The 13718-nt window shown below is 64.0% G+C and carries 19 protein-coding genes; 18 read left to right on the top strand and 1 reads right to left on the bottom strand.

The features are described from left to right. Position 1: 1 nt before the first annotated feature. A complete protein-coding gene (locus IQ16_RS37995) occupies positions 2 to 736 on the bottom strand; it encodes a DUF1217 domain-containing protein (RefSeq protein WP_425249003.1) in 735 nt (244 codons plus the stop codon). Positions 737 to 933: 197 nt separating this feature from the next. Here IQ16_RS37995 and motA point away from each other — a divergent pair, with 197 nt between their 5' ends. The 18 genes from motA to IQ16_RS37905 all read left to right on the top strand — a co-directional run. Further along, complete coding sequence (gene motA / locus IQ16_RS37990; protein WP_018641268.1) at positions 934 to 1830, top strand: flagellar motor stator protein MotA; 897 nt, start codon at positions 934 to 936, stop codon at positions 1828 to 1830. Beyond that, positions 1827 to 2768 (top strand): flagellar motor switch protein FliM, encoded by a 942-nt coding sequence (locus IQ16_RS37985; protein WP_018641267.1) that lies wholly within the window; start codon positions 1827 to 1829, stop codon positions 2766 to 2768. The genes motA and IQ16_RS37985 overlap by 4 nt, the downstream gene beginning before the upstream one ends. Then, positions 2749 to 3063: a hypothetical protein gene (locus IQ16_RS37980; protein WP_145832062.1), complete on the top strand. Its 315-nt coding sequence runs from the start codon at positions 2749 to 2751 to the stop codon at positions 3061 to 3063. Before IQ16_RS37985 ends, IQ16_RS37980 begins: the two co-directional genes overlap by 20 nt. A gap of 77 nt (positions 3064 to 3140) precedes the next feature. Next, positions 3141 to 3515 carry a flagellar motor switch protein FliN gene (gene fliN, locus IQ16_RS37975; RefSeq protein ID WP_018641265.1) on the top strand — a complete coding sequence of 125 codons (375 nt, stop codon included), beginning with the start codon at positions 3141 to 3143 and terminating at the stop codon, positions 3513 to 3515. A 2-nt stretch (positions 3516 to 3517) separates the two neighbouring features. Then, positions 3518 to 4558: a flagellar motor switch protein FliG gene (locus IQ16_RS37970; protein WP_018641264.1), complete on the top strand. Its 1041-nt coding sequence runs from the start codon at positions 3518 to 3520 to the stop codon at positions 4556 to 4558. Between the two features lie 13 nt (positions 4559 to 4571). Next, positions 4572 to 5657, top strand: a complete 1086-nt coding sequence (flhB, locus tag IQ16_RS37965) for a flagellar biosynthesis protein FlhB (RefSeq protein WP_018641263.1) — start codon at positions 4572 to 4574, stop codon at positions 5655 to 5657. 64 nt (positions 5658 to 5721) lie between these two features. After that, positions 5722 to 6123 carry a flagellar basal body rod protein FlgB gene (flgB, locus tag IQ16_RS37960; RefSeq protein WP_018641262.1) on the top strand — a complete coding sequence of 134 codons (402 nt, stop codon included), beginning with the start codon at positions 5722 to 5724 and terminating at the stop codon, positions 6121 to 6123. 11 nt (positions 6124 to 6134) lie between these two features. Continuing rightward, the gene (gene flgC / locus IQ16_RS37955; protein ID WP_018641261.1) at positions 6135 to 6551 is read left to right on the top strand and encodes a flagellar basal body rod protein FlgC; all 417 of its coding nucleotides are present in this window, start codon (positions 6135 to 6137) and stop codon (positions 6549 to 6551) included. Between the two features lie 2 nt (positions 6552 to 6553). Further along, on the top strand, positions 6554 to 6883 hold the full coding sequence (gene fliE / locus IQ16_RS37950) for a flagellar hook-basal body complex protein FliE (RefSeq protein WP_018641260.1): 330 nt from the start codon (positions 6554 to 6556) through the stop codon (positions 6881 to 6883). An 18-nt stretch (positions 6884 to 6901) separates the two neighbouring features. Further along, positions 6902 to 7690: a flagellar basal-body rod protein FlgG gene (gene flgG, locus IQ16_RS37945; protein WP_018641259.1), complete on the top strand. Its 789-nt coding sequence runs from the start codon at positions 6902 to 6904 to the stop codon at positions 7688 to 7690. Positions 7691 to 7703: 13 nt separating this feature from the next. Then, entirely contained in the window at positions 7704 to 8180 is a 477-nt protein-coding gene (gene flgA / locus IQ16_RS37940) for a flagellar basal body P-ring formation chaperone FlgA (protein ID WP_080648016.1), read from the top strand. Then, positions 8177 to 9307 (top strand): flagellar basal body P-ring protein FlgI, encoded by a 1131-nt coding sequence (gene flgI / locus IQ16_RS37935; RefSeq protein ID WP_018641257.1) that lies wholly within the window; start codon positions 8177 to 8179, stop codon positions 9305 to 9307. Before flgA ends, flgI begins: the two co-directional genes overlap by 4 nt. A 67-nt stretch (positions 9308 to 9374) precedes the next feature. Continuing rightward, positions 9375 to 10166, top strand: coding sequence for a MotE family protein (locus tag IQ16_RS37930; RefSeq protein ID WP_018641256.1), 792 nt, complete (start codon positions 9375 to 9377; stop codon positions 10164 to 10166). Next, a complete protein-coding gene (gene flgH, locus IQ16_RS37925; RefSeq protein ID WP_018641255.1) occupies positions 10167 to 10862 on the top strand; it encodes a flagellar basal body L-ring protein FlgH in 696 nt (231 codons plus the stop codon). A 42-nt stretch (positions 10863 to 10904) separates the two neighbouring features. Further along, the gene (locus IQ16_RS37920; protein WP_018641254.1) at positions 10905 to 11348 is read left to right on the top strand and encodes a flagellar basal body-associated FliL family protein; all 444 of its coding nucleotides are present in this window, start codon (positions 10905 to 10907) and stop codon (positions 11346 to 11348) included. Further along, on the top strand, positions 11345 to 12085 hold the full coding sequence (gene fliP / locus IQ16_RS37915) for a flagellar type III secretion system pore protein FliP (protein ID WP_018641253.1): 741 nt from the start codon (positions 11345 to 11347) through the stop codon (positions 12083 to 12085). The genes IQ16_RS37920 and fliP overlap by 4 nt, the downstream gene beginning before the upstream one ends. A 261-nt stretch (positions 12086 to 12346) precedes the next feature. After that, complete coding sequence (locus tag IQ16_RS37910) at positions 12347 to 13294, top strand: flagellin N-terminal helical domain-containing protein (RefSeq protein WP_018641252.1); 948 nt, start codon at positions 12347 to 12349, stop codon at positions 13292 to 13294. A gap of 278 nt (positions 13295 to 13572) precedes the next feature. Further along, positions 13573 to 13718: flagellin N-terminal helical domain-containing protein (locus IQ16_RS37905; RefSeq protein ID WP_488226081.1), on the top strand; the 146-nt coding region annotated here is incomplete at its 3' end.

The raw sequence follows: 13718 nt of genomic DNA, 5'->3' as shown, positions 1-13718 counted from the left end.
CTTACCTGTTGAACTTGATGTTCTGAAGCGTCGTGAGCACGTTGGTATCCATGCTGACCGACGTCGCTGCGCCGGCGATCAGGACCAGCGCGGGATTGGTCGAGGTGTCGCTCTGGGCCTGGGTCGCATCCCACATCGCCGCGAAGCGCTGTACGAATTTGGTGACCTTGGTCGGGTCCTGGAAATCGGTGAGATCGATCTTGTCCGTGATCATCTTGGCCTGGACATCGATATCGGACGAGCTGATCGTCGCCGGCCAGCCCATCGCCGTCTGCACCACCTGCGTCAGCGCCTTGTCGGCGAGGATCTGGTAGGCGTTGGTGATCGTGGAGGCCTTGCGGGTGAAATAGAGCGCCAGCCGCAGACCTTCGTTCTGGTCGCCGGCCTTCTCCTCCATCGTCTGCGTGACGTATTGGGTCGCCGTACCGGTCGTGGCTGCCGCGGCCTGGGTCGCCTGGTCGCCGAGCGCGGCAAAGTTGAAGGCGGTCGCAAACTGCCGGTAGCGGGTGTCGGTGAGCTTGTTGGCGAAGGCGTCCTTGTCCGAGACCCCCTCGGTCAGCACCTTGCGCATGAACGCCTTGGCATAGGTCATGTCGCTGAGGCCGTAGGCCTTCATCGCATAGCTGTAGAGGCGGTAGTCCTTCAGGAAGTCGTCGATCGTCTTCACATTGCCGATATGGCTGAGAAAATAATCGGTCTCGCGGCTGACGTCGGGCTCCTGCGCGACCTGGGTCATCGACTTGCCCAGGTCCTTGGTCAGTCTGGTGTAATCCGCGATGGTGGATAGCATGACACGCGTCCCTTTGGCCGCAATGGCGACATCGTCCCAAGCTGCCGCGAATTGCTTGCGCGAGGCTGGCGATGCGGGAAGCCAGCTTCGCGCAAGGCTCGCCGACTAGATATTTCCGGTGGGATCGGCGATGGAGTGGCGCGTTGCTCAGTTTCGTGGGGATTTTCATCACGGTGGCGGCGCTGCTTGGCGGATTTGCCGCCATGGGCGGGCATCTGGCCGTGCTGATGCAGCCGTGGGAATTCGTCATCATCATAGGCACCGCGGTCGGCACCTTCATCCTGGCCAATCCATGGAAGACGGTCGTCGACACCGGGGTCGCCTGCATGCAGGCCATCACAAACGCGGTGCCGGGGCAGCGCTATTACCTCGACCTGCTCGGCGCGCTGCACGCCCTGATGCGTGAGCTCAGGGGCAAGGGCCGCAACGAGGTGGAGGCGCATATCGACGATCCCTCGTCGTCCGAGATCTTCAAGGCGTTCCCCAGCGTGCTCGGCGACCCGTCGCTGCTGCAGTTCATCTGCGACTATGTCCGTCTCATCATCATGGGCAACGCACGCACGCACGAGATCGAGGCGCTGATGGACGAGGAGATCCACACCATCGTGAAGGGCAAACTGGCGCCCTACCATGCGTTGGTGACGGTGTCCGAGGCGATGCCGGCCCTCGGCATCGTCGCCGCGGTGCTCGGCGTCATCAAGGCGATGGGCGCGCTCGACCAGTCGCCGAAGCTGCTGGGCGGCTTCATCGGCGCGGCCCTGGTCGGCACCTTCGCCGGCATCTTCATATCCTATGGCGTCCTTTCGCCGTTCGCGATCAAGATCAAGATGACGCGCGAGAAGAAGTGCCGGCCCTACATCATCGTCAAGCAGACGCTGCTGGCCTTCATGAACGGCGCCATGCCGCAGATCGCGGTCGAGCACGGCCGCAAGATGATTTCGAGCAATGAGCGTCCCTCGATCGATGTCGTCGAGAACGAGACGATTGCAGGTCCCAAGGCCGTCCCGACCGAAGCTGAACCGAAGGCGGCCCGCGCATGACGATGGAAGACGTCGAGGTCGATCAGCGGAAGCAGCTGCCGAACTACCTGCTGGATGCGGCGGGTATCTCGATCGAACGCATGCCGATGCTCAATGTGATCTTCGATCGCATGGCGGCATCGTGCACGGACAGCCTGCAGCCGATGGCGGGAACGCCCTGCTATTTCTCGGTCAACGGCATTACCAACGACCCCCTCGGCGACATCATCAAGGATTACGAGGGCAACGCGGTCGCCGCCGTGCTCTATGCCGAGCAGTGGGACTCGCGCGTCATCATCATGCTGGATCGCGACTTCGTGTTCACGATGGTCGAGGCGATGTTCGGCTCCGACGGGGCCGAGCCGCCGCTCGACGTCGAGCGCACGTTCTCGAACATCGAGATCCGCCTGGTCCAGGCCCTGTTCGAGCGGTTCGCCAAGGCGCTGCAGGGCGCCTTTGCCGGCACGTCCAACGTCACCTTCCGTGTCGAGCGGGTCGAGACGGCGATGGCGTCGCTGGCGATCGGCCGCAGCAGCAATATGTCGATCTGCGCGAACATGATGGTGCAGGCGCTCTATCGCGGCGGCCAGATGTTCCTGATCATTCCGCACTCTGCGCTCAACCCGCTGCGCCAGAAGCTCGCCCATGTCGTCGTCAGCGACGGTCGTGCGTCGGATCCGCGTTGGCGCGAGCAGATGGAGAGCGAGGTCAACAAGACCGAAGTGACGTTGACTGCCGTGCTCGACGAGAAGATGGTGACCCTCGACGACGTCGTGAAGTTCCAGGTCGGGCAGGTGCTCGAGCTCGAAGCCACGCCACGCACGCTGGCTCGTCTCGAAAGCAATAATCAGGTGCTGTTCTGGTGTCAGATCGGCCAGCTGGATGGTTATTACGCCATGCAGGTGTCCGATCCCGTCGATCAGAAACGGGAGTTCGTCGATGATATCCTATCTCGTTGATGCCGTGCTGCTGATTGCGCTGGCCTTCACCAGCATGCGGGTGACCAAGATGCACCGCGAGCTGGCGCGGTTGCGCAGCTATCAGGGCGAATTCTCCACCGTCGTCCACGAGACGGCGGGCGCCTTCGACACGGTCATCACCGCGGCACATGACTCCACGGCAAACCTCGGGCGAATCGCCAACGTGCTCAGCGCGAAGATCGACCAGGCTCACGAGGCGATCGCGGCGCTCGATGCCAGAAGCGGGCTCGCACCGGTCACGGCTGCCGGCGGCGCGGACGTGAACAAGCACTGAAGCCCGGACTGGCGGAATAATGACGATCGGGACGTCGCGGCGTTCCGGGAGTGGAAATACCCAAGAGGCGATACCAAATGGCGCAATCCTTCGACTATGAGTCTGCACCTGCATCGGGAGAGGCCGAGACGTCCCCGCTGGAGCGGCTGGCGGAGATCGCCCAGCGCACGGCTGAGGAGACTGGCAAGTTCGCCAATGTCGACGCTATCCTGCGCATTCCCGTCACCATGCAGGTGGTGCTCGGCTCGGCGACCATTCCGGTGGCGAACCTGATGAAGCTCGGCCGTGGCGCGGTGGTTCCGCTCGATCACCGGGTCGGGGAGCCCGTCGACGTCGTCGTCAACGGCCGCATCGTCGCCCGCGGCGAGGTGGTTGTGGTCGAAGAGGACAATTCCCGCTTCGGCGTCTCGCTCACGGAGATCGTCGGGCCGCTGGGGCAGGGTGATACCTGACCATGGCGGCACCGGTCGGCATCGCTCCCGTCAAGCAGCGAGGCGTTACCACGCTGGGCGGCACGGAAAAGGTCGCCGCGCTCCTGCTGGCGATGGGCCGGCAGGCGGCCGCGAGCGTGCTTCAGCAGTTTGAGCCGCAGGAGATCCGCATCGTCACCAAGGCGGCGGCGGAGCTGCGGCCGATCACCGCGCAGGAGCTCGAGGGAATCGTCGAGGAGTTCGCCCAGCAGTTCTCGATGGGCGCGAACATTCTCGGCACCCTCGGTGGCCTGGAAGCCGTGCTCGGCGACGTGCTTCCGGCCGACCAAGTCTCGGCGATCATGACGGACCTGCTCGGCAATTCGAGCCGGTCGGTGTGGGACCGCGTCTCGTCGGTGTCGGAAAATTCGCTGGCGACCTACCTGTCCAAGGAGCACCCGCAGACCGCGGCGCTCATCCTGTCCAAGGTCAAGCCGTCCTGCGCCGCCAAGGTGATGAGCCAGCTGCCGTCGAGCCTGCGCAACGAGCTGATGCGGCGCGTGCTCAGCCTCAAGCCGATTGTCGACGACGCGATGAAGGTCCTCGAGAAGACGCTGCACGAAGATCTGACGCTGAATTTCGCCCGCAACCTCGGCGCGGACACCTATGCCCGTGTCGCCGACATCATCAACAAGATGGAGCGTGGCCACATCGAGGACATCCTGAAGAGCCTGTCGGAGAAGCGACCGAAGTCGGCCGAGGTGCTGAAGGAGTTGCTGTTCACCTTCGACGACGTCATCAACCTGGCGCCGAAGGCGCGCACCATGATCTTCGACCAGGTTCCGACCGACCGCATCGTGGTCGCGCTGAAGGGCACCGACAGGCACTTCCGCGAGCTGATCCTGTCCGCGGTCGCCTCGCGCGTCCGCCGCGTCGTCGAGGCCGAGCTCGCGATCGGCGAGCCGTCGAACCAGCGCGACGTGCTCGAGGCGCGCCGTGTGATCACCGACCTCGCACTCGACCTTGCGGAGAAGGGCGAAATTGAGCTCAACCCCGACCAGGAGGATGAGCTGGTCTTCCGCTGACCGCTGAACGGGCATGGCAGAAACATCCGATCAGGAGAGCAAGACAGAAGAGCCGACCGAGAAGAAAGTCCGCGATTCGCTCGAACAGGGCAGAATTCCGGTCTCTCGGGAGGCATCCATCTTCGCCTCGATGGCCGCGCTGATGGTGATCCAGGCATTCCTGATCGGCCAGGGCGTGCAGCAATTGGTGCCGACGCTGAAGGGGTTGCTCGACGATCCCGAGGGCTTTCCCCTCGGCACCGGGGCCGACGCGCTGAACCTCCTCACCGTAGTGGGGCTTCAGGCGTTTCGATTCCTGGTGCCGCTGCTCGTCATCCTGGTGGTGTTCGGACTCGCTGCATCGCTGCTGCAAAATGCGCCGCGCCTGGTGCTGCAGCGTATCGCGCCGGACCTGTCGCGGATCTCCCCGATCGGCGGCTGGAGCCGGCTGTTCGGAACGCAGGGCCTCGTCGAGTTCGCCAAGTCGCTGTTCAAGCTCAGCTCGGTGAGCGCCGTCGTCGCCTTCGTGCTGCGCTCGTCCGAAGCGAAGGCGTTCGAGGCGATGTACACCGATCCGGTTGCGCTGCCGGAGATGATCCTCAACATCGCGATGCGGATCGTCTCGGCCATCTGCATCGCGACCATCGTCCTGGTCGCGATCGATCTCGCCTGGGCGCGCTTCCACTGGCGGCGCGAGCTGCGCATGACCAAGCAGGAAATCAAGGACGAGCACAAGCAGGCCGAGGGCGATCCGCTGGTCAAGGCGCGCCTGCGCTCGCTGGCGCGCGACCGCTCGCGGCAACGGATGATCGCTTCCGCTGCGCGGGCGACGCTCGTGATCGCGAACCCGACGCACTTTGCGATCGCGCTGCGCTACAAGCGTGAAGAAAACCCGGCGCCGCTCGTCGTGGCCAAGGGCATGGACGTGATCGCGCTCAAGATCCGCGAGGTCGCCGAGCAGAACAGGATCCCGGTGATCGAGAACAAGGCCTTGGCGCGCGCGCTCTACGAGGCGGTTCAGGTCGACCAGGTGATTCCGGCGGAATTCTTCCGGCCCGTCGCCGAGATCATCTACTTCCTGCAGTCGAAGCAGGCACCGCGCCCCGAGAAGGTTCAGTAGATTTCCGAGGATGGTGCTTCGCCCAACAGCTTGACGAAAGCTTAACGCCCTAGGGTTCTCCCGAATGGACCAGAATGGGGCTGTCGTGGGACCGCTTTATCTCTTCGAACTGGCATCGTCGCAGGCGCGGTACCTCGAGCTCCGCCAGTCGACCATCGCGACCAACGTCGCCAATGCCAATACGCCGGGCTTCAAGGCGCGCGACGTCGAGCCGTTCAACAAGGTGCTCGACACGATGCCGGTCAGGCTTGCGGCGACATCGCCGTCACACCTGCAGCTGTCCGCGGCCGAAACCGACACGCGCGCGACGGCCAAGAAGGACAGCTGGGAAGTGGTGCACTCCGGCAATTCCGTCAGCCTCGAGCAAGAGATGATCAAGGGCAACGACGTCAATCGCGACTACTCGATGAATTCGGCGGTCGTGCGCTCGTTCCACCGCATGCTGCTGTCGAGCGTGAAGACCTGAGGTGAATTGACATGCTGGACTCACTGAGCGCCTCTCTGACGGTTGCGAGCTCCGGGCTCGAGGCGCAGTCGACGCGCATGCGCATCGTCTCGGAAAATCTCGCCAACGCGACCTCGACGGGCCGCACTGCCGGCGCCGATCCGTATCAGCGCAAGACCATCACGTTCGATGCCGCGATGGACCGTGCCTCGGGCGCGCAGCTCGCGAAGGTCAAGGAAATCGGCGTCGATACCACACCGTACCGCGTCGAGTACGACCCCGGGCATCCCGCCGCCGACAAGGCCGGCTACGTCAAGCTGCCGAACGTCAACATGATGATCGAGATGGCCGACATGCGGGAAGTCAACCGATCCTATGAAGCCAATCTCCAGGTGGTGAAGCAGGTGAGGTCGATGCTGGGCATGACCATCGACCTTCTGAGGAGCTGACAATGCTTGAGGCGATTTCATCCACCGCGATTTCCGCAGGCCAAGCGGCATCCCGCGCCACCGAAACGCAGGCCATCGCGCCCGCTGCGCCGACGTCAATCCAGTCGATCGACGATGTTGGATTCGAGTCGGTGATGAAGCAGGTGACGACGGACGCGATCGGCACGCTGAAGGCCGGCGAAGCGGCGTCGATCTCGGCGATGCAGGGCAAGGAATCGACGCGAAAGGTCGTGGAAGCATTGATGTCGGCCGAGCAGGCCTTGCAGACGGCGGTCGCGGTTCGCGACAAGGTCGTGCAGGCCTACCAGGAAGTCGTCCGGATGTCGATTTGATCTGAAGGAGTGGGTTAAGTGAAATCGCTCGCCATTGCGGCTACGGGCATGAATGCCCAGCAGACCAATATCGAAGTCATCGCGAACAACATCGCCAACATCAACTCGACGTCGTACAAGCGGGCGCGCGCCGAATTCACCGATCTGTTTTATCAGATGGACCGCATGCAGGGCGTCGCCAACGTCAACGGTTCGTCGCCGATCCCGGAGGGCGCCAATCTCGGTCTCGGCGTCAAGTCGGCGGCGATCCGCAAGCTGCACATCCAGGGTGCGCTCACCCAAACCGGCAACCCTTACGACCTCGCGATCAACGGTCGCGGCTGGTTCCAGGTGCTGGGCCCCAACAACGAGGTGCAGTACACCCGTGCGGGTTCGTTTAACGTCAATGCCAACAGTCAGCTTGTCACCACCGACGGCTATCTGCTGGATCCCGCAATCACCATCCCGCAGGGAACGGTCGAGGTCACGGTCAATGCTACCGGCCAGGTATTTGCCAAGCTGGACACGGAAGTGAACCCGCGGCAGATCGGCCAGCTCAACCTCGCCAATTTTGCCAACGAAGCGGGCCTCGAGCCGCTGGGCAGCAATCTCTATCGCGAGACCACGGCGTCCGGCACGCCGGTCGTCGGGCTCCCGGGCGATGCCGGCTACGGCAAGATCAATCAGAAATATCTCGAAGCCTCGAACGTCGATCCCGTCAAGGAAATCACCGAGTTGATCTCGGCGCAGCGCGCCTACGAAATGAACGCCAAGGTCATTCAGGCCTCGGATGAAATGGCCTCGACCGTATCGAAGGGCCTTCGCTAGTTCCGGTGTATCCATGTTGAACAGGGTGGGCCTGATCGTGCGCGGGTTGGCCGCCGTGCTGCTGGTTCTCGCCTCGGTGCGCGTCGCCGTCGCCGAGGAGAAGCGGCTTCCCGTGCCTGCCGTCTCGATCCGCGCCGGCGAGCTGATCCGGGACGACATGATCACGGAGCGCGCCTTCGCGCCGAACGTGCTCGGCGTCGCCATGTTCATCGAAGGACGCCAGGTCCTGGTCGGTCGCATGGCCCGGCGCGCGCTGCTGCCGGGCCAGCCGATCCCGACCAACTCGGTGGAGGATCCCTGGACCGTCGCCCGCGGCGCCATGGTCAAGGTCGTCGTCGAAGACAGCGGGCTGTCGATCGTCACTTACGGTTCGGCAATGCAGTCGGGCGCGGCCGGCGCGCTCATCCCGGTACGCAACACCGATACCGGCGTGATCATCAGGGGCGTCGTCCAGCCGGACGGCACCGTCAAGGTCGTGGACGGATCATGACCAGAGTCCTGCTTGCGCTCGCCCTGCTCCTTTGCGCCGCCAGCGCCCAGGCCGCCGTCCGCATCAAGGACATTGCCGATATCAAGGGGCTGCGCGAGAACCAGATCGTCGGCTATGGCCTCGTCATCGGCCTGAACGGCACCGGCGACACGCTGCGCAATGCCCCGTTCACGGAGCAGTCCCTGCAATCGATGCTCGAGAACATGGGCATCAACGTCAGGAACGAGACCACCAGCACCAACAATCCTCCGCGCCCGACGACGCTGCGCACGCGCAACGTCGCGGCCGTGATGGTGACCGCGGACCTGCAGCCCTCGATTGGCGCGGGCGAGCGCATGGACGTGACCGTGTCCTCGCTCGGCGATGCGACCTCGCTGCTCGGCGGCACGCTGGTGATGACGTCGCTGCGCGCCGCCGACGGTGCGGTCTATGCGGTGGCCCAAGGCGCGGTCACGGTTGCCGGCTACAGCGTGGGCGGCCAGGCCCAGAGCGTCAGCCAGGGCACGCCGACCGCCGGACGCATTCCGAACGGCGCGCTGGTCGAGCGCGAGGTGCAGGGAAGCCTCCATGAAATGGAATTCCTGGTGCTGGAGCTCAAGAATCCCGACTTCGTCACTGCGACGCGCATCCTGGACGCCGTCAACCGCTACGCCGGCGGCCGCTACCGTTCGCAGATCGCCTTCGAGCGCGACTATCGGACTATCGTGCTGTCGAAGCCGCGCCATGTCGGCCCGGTCCGCTTCCTGGCGGAAATCGGCGAGCTGACGGTCGAACCGGATACTCCGGCGCGGGTGGTAATCAACGAGCGCACCGGTACGGTGGTGATCGGACGCGACGTGCGGATATCGACGGTTGCGGTGACGCACGGCAATCTGACGGTCCGCGTCACCGAGATGCCCGTGGTGTCGCAGCCGGCACCGTTCTCGCGGGGCCAGACGGTGGTCGTCCCTCAGACCGTGGTCGAGGCGAACGAGGCCGGATCGCAGGTGGCCATTCTGAGCGGCGTCGACCTCCAGCGCCTGGTTCGCGGATTGAACCAGATCGGCCTCAAGCCATCGGGCATCATCGCCATTCTCCAGGCGATCAAGACGGCCGGCGCGCTGCAGGCAGATGTCATCGTCCAATGATGCATAAGCGTCGTGCAAGCTTGGTCGCTCAATGCTCAGGTCTCGACCGAGAATCGCACGCGCTCCGATGCTGAAGCTGGATCACAAAGCCAAACTCCTTCTGCTGGTCGCGGCCGTGGCGCTCACGGGCGCTTCGCCCGTGCTTGCGCTGGATGAAGCCAAGGCGTCGAAGCCGCTCAACCTGCTTTCCTTCGCGCGTGCTCGCGCGCCAGGACCGCAGAAGCCGGCCCCCGCGTCGCCGATCCCAGGCGATAATGCATCAATCCGGGCGGCTGCCTGGGCGGCCGAAGATTCCGGGCCCGCGACTACCGGCGCGGTGCCGGCACCCGAGCCTCCTGCTTCTGCTCCTGCCCGTGCAGCGGCACCCGCACCGGCAGCCGCGCCCGCGCGTCCGGCCAAGCCCGGCAGCGTCACGGCGCCGCCGAAGCCTGCACCGCAGCAGGCCGCTGTGTCCGCCGACAACGAGGTCGCCCTGTTCTGCAGCAACGTGGCCGATCCCGCCGTCGATGCGAGGCTCGCCTGGCAGATCAAGGAAATGGAGAAGGCCGAGATACAGCTCCGCGAGCGGATCGCCGAGGTCGAGGCCAAGCGCGCCGAATACGAGAAGTGGATGGCGCTGCGCGACGACTTCCTGAAGAAGGCCGAGGCCCAGGTCGTCGAGATCTATTCGCGGATGAAGCCGGACGCCGCGGCCACCCAGATCGCCGGCATGTCGGACGAGACCGCTGCAGCCGTGCTTGCCAAGCTCAGCCCGAGGAGCTCGAGCGCAATTTTCAACGAGATGGATACGGCGCGTGCCGCGCACCTCGCCGACGTGCTCGGCGGAATGCGCCGCGTGGATGACGGAAAGACCAAATAGATGAAGAATCTGATCCTCATCCTGTCGCTCCTGATGCTTGCCGGATGCGTCGGTGACCCGGCCGAGGTCCTGACCGGTCCGCGATTGTCGCCGGTCGGCAGCGGTCTGAGGACGCAGGCCGACCCGATCCCGGTGACGCCGCGCGTGCGCACGCCCGTCAGCTACCGCTCGACCTGGGACGATGGCACCGATCTCTACCGCGATCCCCGCGCGCGGCGCACCGGCGACGTCGTGACGGTGATCATCTCGATGCAGGACAAGGCCAAGCTCGACAACAAGACCGATCGCTCGCGCGATTCGCAGATCAAGTTCGGGCTGGACTGGCTGATGGACGTCGCGGGATGGAGCGACAAGGGCTCCACCAGCGCCAACCTCAGCACCAACACGCAGATCAAGGGCAACGGTCAGATCGATCGCACCGAGGACATCAAGCTGTCCATCGCCGCAATCGTCACCGACGTGTTGCCGAACGGCAATATGATGATCAGCGGTTCGCAGGAATTCCGCGTCAACACCGAGATGCGCGTGCTCAATGTCGGCGGCATCGTGCGTCCGCGCGATATTTCGCGGACCAACACGATCTCCTACGACAAAATCGCGGAGGCGCGCGTGTCCTATGGTGGTCGCGGAAACCTGTCTGACGTGCAGCAGCCTGGATGGGGGCATCGGATCTATGACACCGTGGCACCGTTCTGAGGTTCGTGGCGGCATGACCGCGCTGCGAGGGCAGGGGGCGCCATGCGCCTGATTGCGGCCATCCTGGCGCTGACCCTGGTCGCGATCGGTGCGGGCGCACTCGCGGGCCTGCATCTGTTCGCGGCCGCCGAGCGCGTCGCCGACGCGAAGAAGAGCGCCTCGGAGCCGCCGATCGCGTCGAGCTACGCCGGCAGCGCCCGACTTCGCAAACTGTCCCCGATCGTGACCAATCTGGCCGCGCCGGCCAACAACTGGGCCCGCGTCGAAGCCTCCATGGTGACGGAGAGCATGAGCGACGAGGATGCCGGCATCCTGGCCGCCCATATCAGCGAGGACATCGTGACCTATCTGCGGTCGTCGTCGGTCACGCAATTCGAGGGATCGCGCGGCCTCCAGCACCTGCGCGACGACCTGACCGAGCGCGCCAATATTCGCTCGTCCGGCAAGGTCCGCGAATTGATCATAGAGACGTTGGTGATCCAGTGAGAGTGAAAGTCCTGCTGCTCGCGTTGCTTCTGGCCGTGCTGCCCGAGGTGGCGCTGGCCCAGATCCCGGACCTCAACTCGCTGCTGCCGCCCGGCAACGGCTCGACCAGCGGCCGCATCATTCAGCTGATGGCGCTGATCACGGTGCTGTCGGTGGCGCCGGGGCTGCTCATCATGGTGACGAGCTTCACGCGATTTGCGGTGGCGCTGTCGTTCCTGCGCTCCGGTCTCGGCCTCCAGACCACGCCGGCCAATCTCGTGATGGTCAGCCTCGCGCTGTTCATGACCTTCTACGTGATGGCGCCGACCTTCGACCGCGCCTGGGAGACCGGCGTCCAGCCTCTCATGAAGAACGAGATATCGGAGGAGGAGGCCTATCTGAAGATTACCGATCCGTTCCGCGAATTCATGCTGGCCCATGTCCGCGACAAGGATCTTCAGACCTTCGAGTCGCTCGCCGCCGAAAGCTTTCGCAAGAAGTTCGACGACAAGCGCGTCGATCTGCGCGTGATCATTCCTGCCTTCATGATCTCCGAGCTCCGGCGCTCGTTCGAGATCGGATTCCTCATCATGCTGCCGTTCCTCGTGATCGACATGATCGTGGCGACGCTGACCATGTCGATGGGCATGATGATGATGCCGCCGACGATCCTCGCGCTGCCGTTCAAGATGCTGTTCTTCGTGCTGATCGACGGCTGGAACCTGCTGGCCTCCGGACTGGTGCGGTCGTTCTCGTAGCCGCGATCGTCGGCCGGCAGGTTATGGTTAGCGAGAAGTACCGGCTTATGGTTACTGGAGGGTAATGGTAACCATATGATTTTGCTGAGAAATTCAAGCCGATCTTAATCTGCGGGCAAGATTTCGCGTGCTAGCAATGCGGCACGGCGGGTTGGACCTCACCCACATCAGTCCAAAGGCATGATGCCGCCCCTCCGTACCGGTGAAAGCCCGGTATGTCCCCTCGTGAAAATGTAACGCGTACATAAAGGGACATTCGCAATGTCAAGCCTGCTTACGAACTCGACTGCCATGACCGCGCTCCAGACCCTGCGGTCTGTCAGCTCGCAGCTCGCCTCCACGCAGACCCGCATCTCCACCGGCCAGCGTGTGTCGACCGCTTCGGACAACGCTGCCTACTGGTCGATCGCGACGTCGATGCGCTCCGACAACGCCGCGCTCGCCGCGGTCTCCGACTCGCTCGGTCTGTCGGCCGCGACCGTCGACACCGAATACACCGCTCTGAACACGGTCATCGGCGACAAGGACTCCGGTCTGACCAAGCTCCAGGCGCTGCTGGTCGAAGCCAAGACCGCCGGTATCGACCGCTCCAAGATCCAGGCAGACGTCACCCAGATCCAGGCGCAGCTGAAGTCGACGGCGAACTCGGCGACGATCAACGGCATCAACTGGCTGAGCATCGACGTCACGCCCTCGTCGTCCACGGCCACGCCGACGAGCTTCAATCTCGTGTCGTCGTACTCGCGTGTCGGCAGCACGCCCACCATCGGTACCATCACCGTGACGACCGCCACCTACGCGCTCTACACCACCGGCGGCTCAACGGCCAGCGGCATTCTGGATACGGTGACCGGCAACAGCACGACCGGGTTCGCGTCGGTTTCCTCGCTCAACATCGGCTCGCTGACCGACTCGGCGACTGACCAGGCCAAGCTCGACGGCTACATCGCGCAGGTCACCGCCGCAATCGGCACGGTTGCCTCGGCCGCCGCCAATCTCGGTGCGGTCAAGAACCGCATCTCGACCAACACGGAGTTCGTCAAGAACCTGATGGACTCGGTGGATCGTGGTATCGGCCAGCTCGTCGACGCCGACATGAACCAGGAGTCCACCCGTCTGTCGGCCCTCCAGGTCCAGCAGCAGCTCGGCGTTCAGGCGCTCTCGATCGCCAACAACAGCAGCCAGAGCATCCTGTCGCTGTTCCGCTAAACTTCAGGTCATCTGAAGGCGGGCCGCGCTTCTCGCGAAGCGCGGCCCTTTTTTTGTCCGGTGTGACGCCGCGCGTCCGCGCCATGATCCGGCTCGTTGTTGCAACCGAGTCACAGAGCCACAAGCCTCGCACAAGCTTCGGCGGGTAACCTCACCGCTACGACAGGTTGGGTTCTTCACCGCATTTCGGTGACCCAAAGGCATGACGCCGCCCTGCCGTACCGGTGCAAGCCCGGTATGTCCCCAAACTCAATTCAATCTTCAAAGGGACATCAAAAATGGGTTCTAGCCTTCTCACCAACTCGTCTGCAATGACCGCGCTGCAGACTCTCCGCAACGTCAGCTCGCAGCTCGCGACCACGCAGAACCGGATCTCGACCGGCCAGCGCGTGTCGACCGCTTCGGATAACTCCGCCTATTGGTC

The organism is Bradyrhizobium huanghuaihaiense, assembly GCF_007830635.1.
Classification (GTDB): domain Bacteria; phylum Pseudomonadota; class Alphaproteobacteria; order Rhizobiales; family Xanthobacteraceae; genus Bradyrhizobium; species Bradyrhizobium huanghuaihaiense.
The sequence above is the reverse complement of the archived record's forward strand: the minus strand, read 5'-3'. Positions and strand labels throughout refer to the sequence as shown.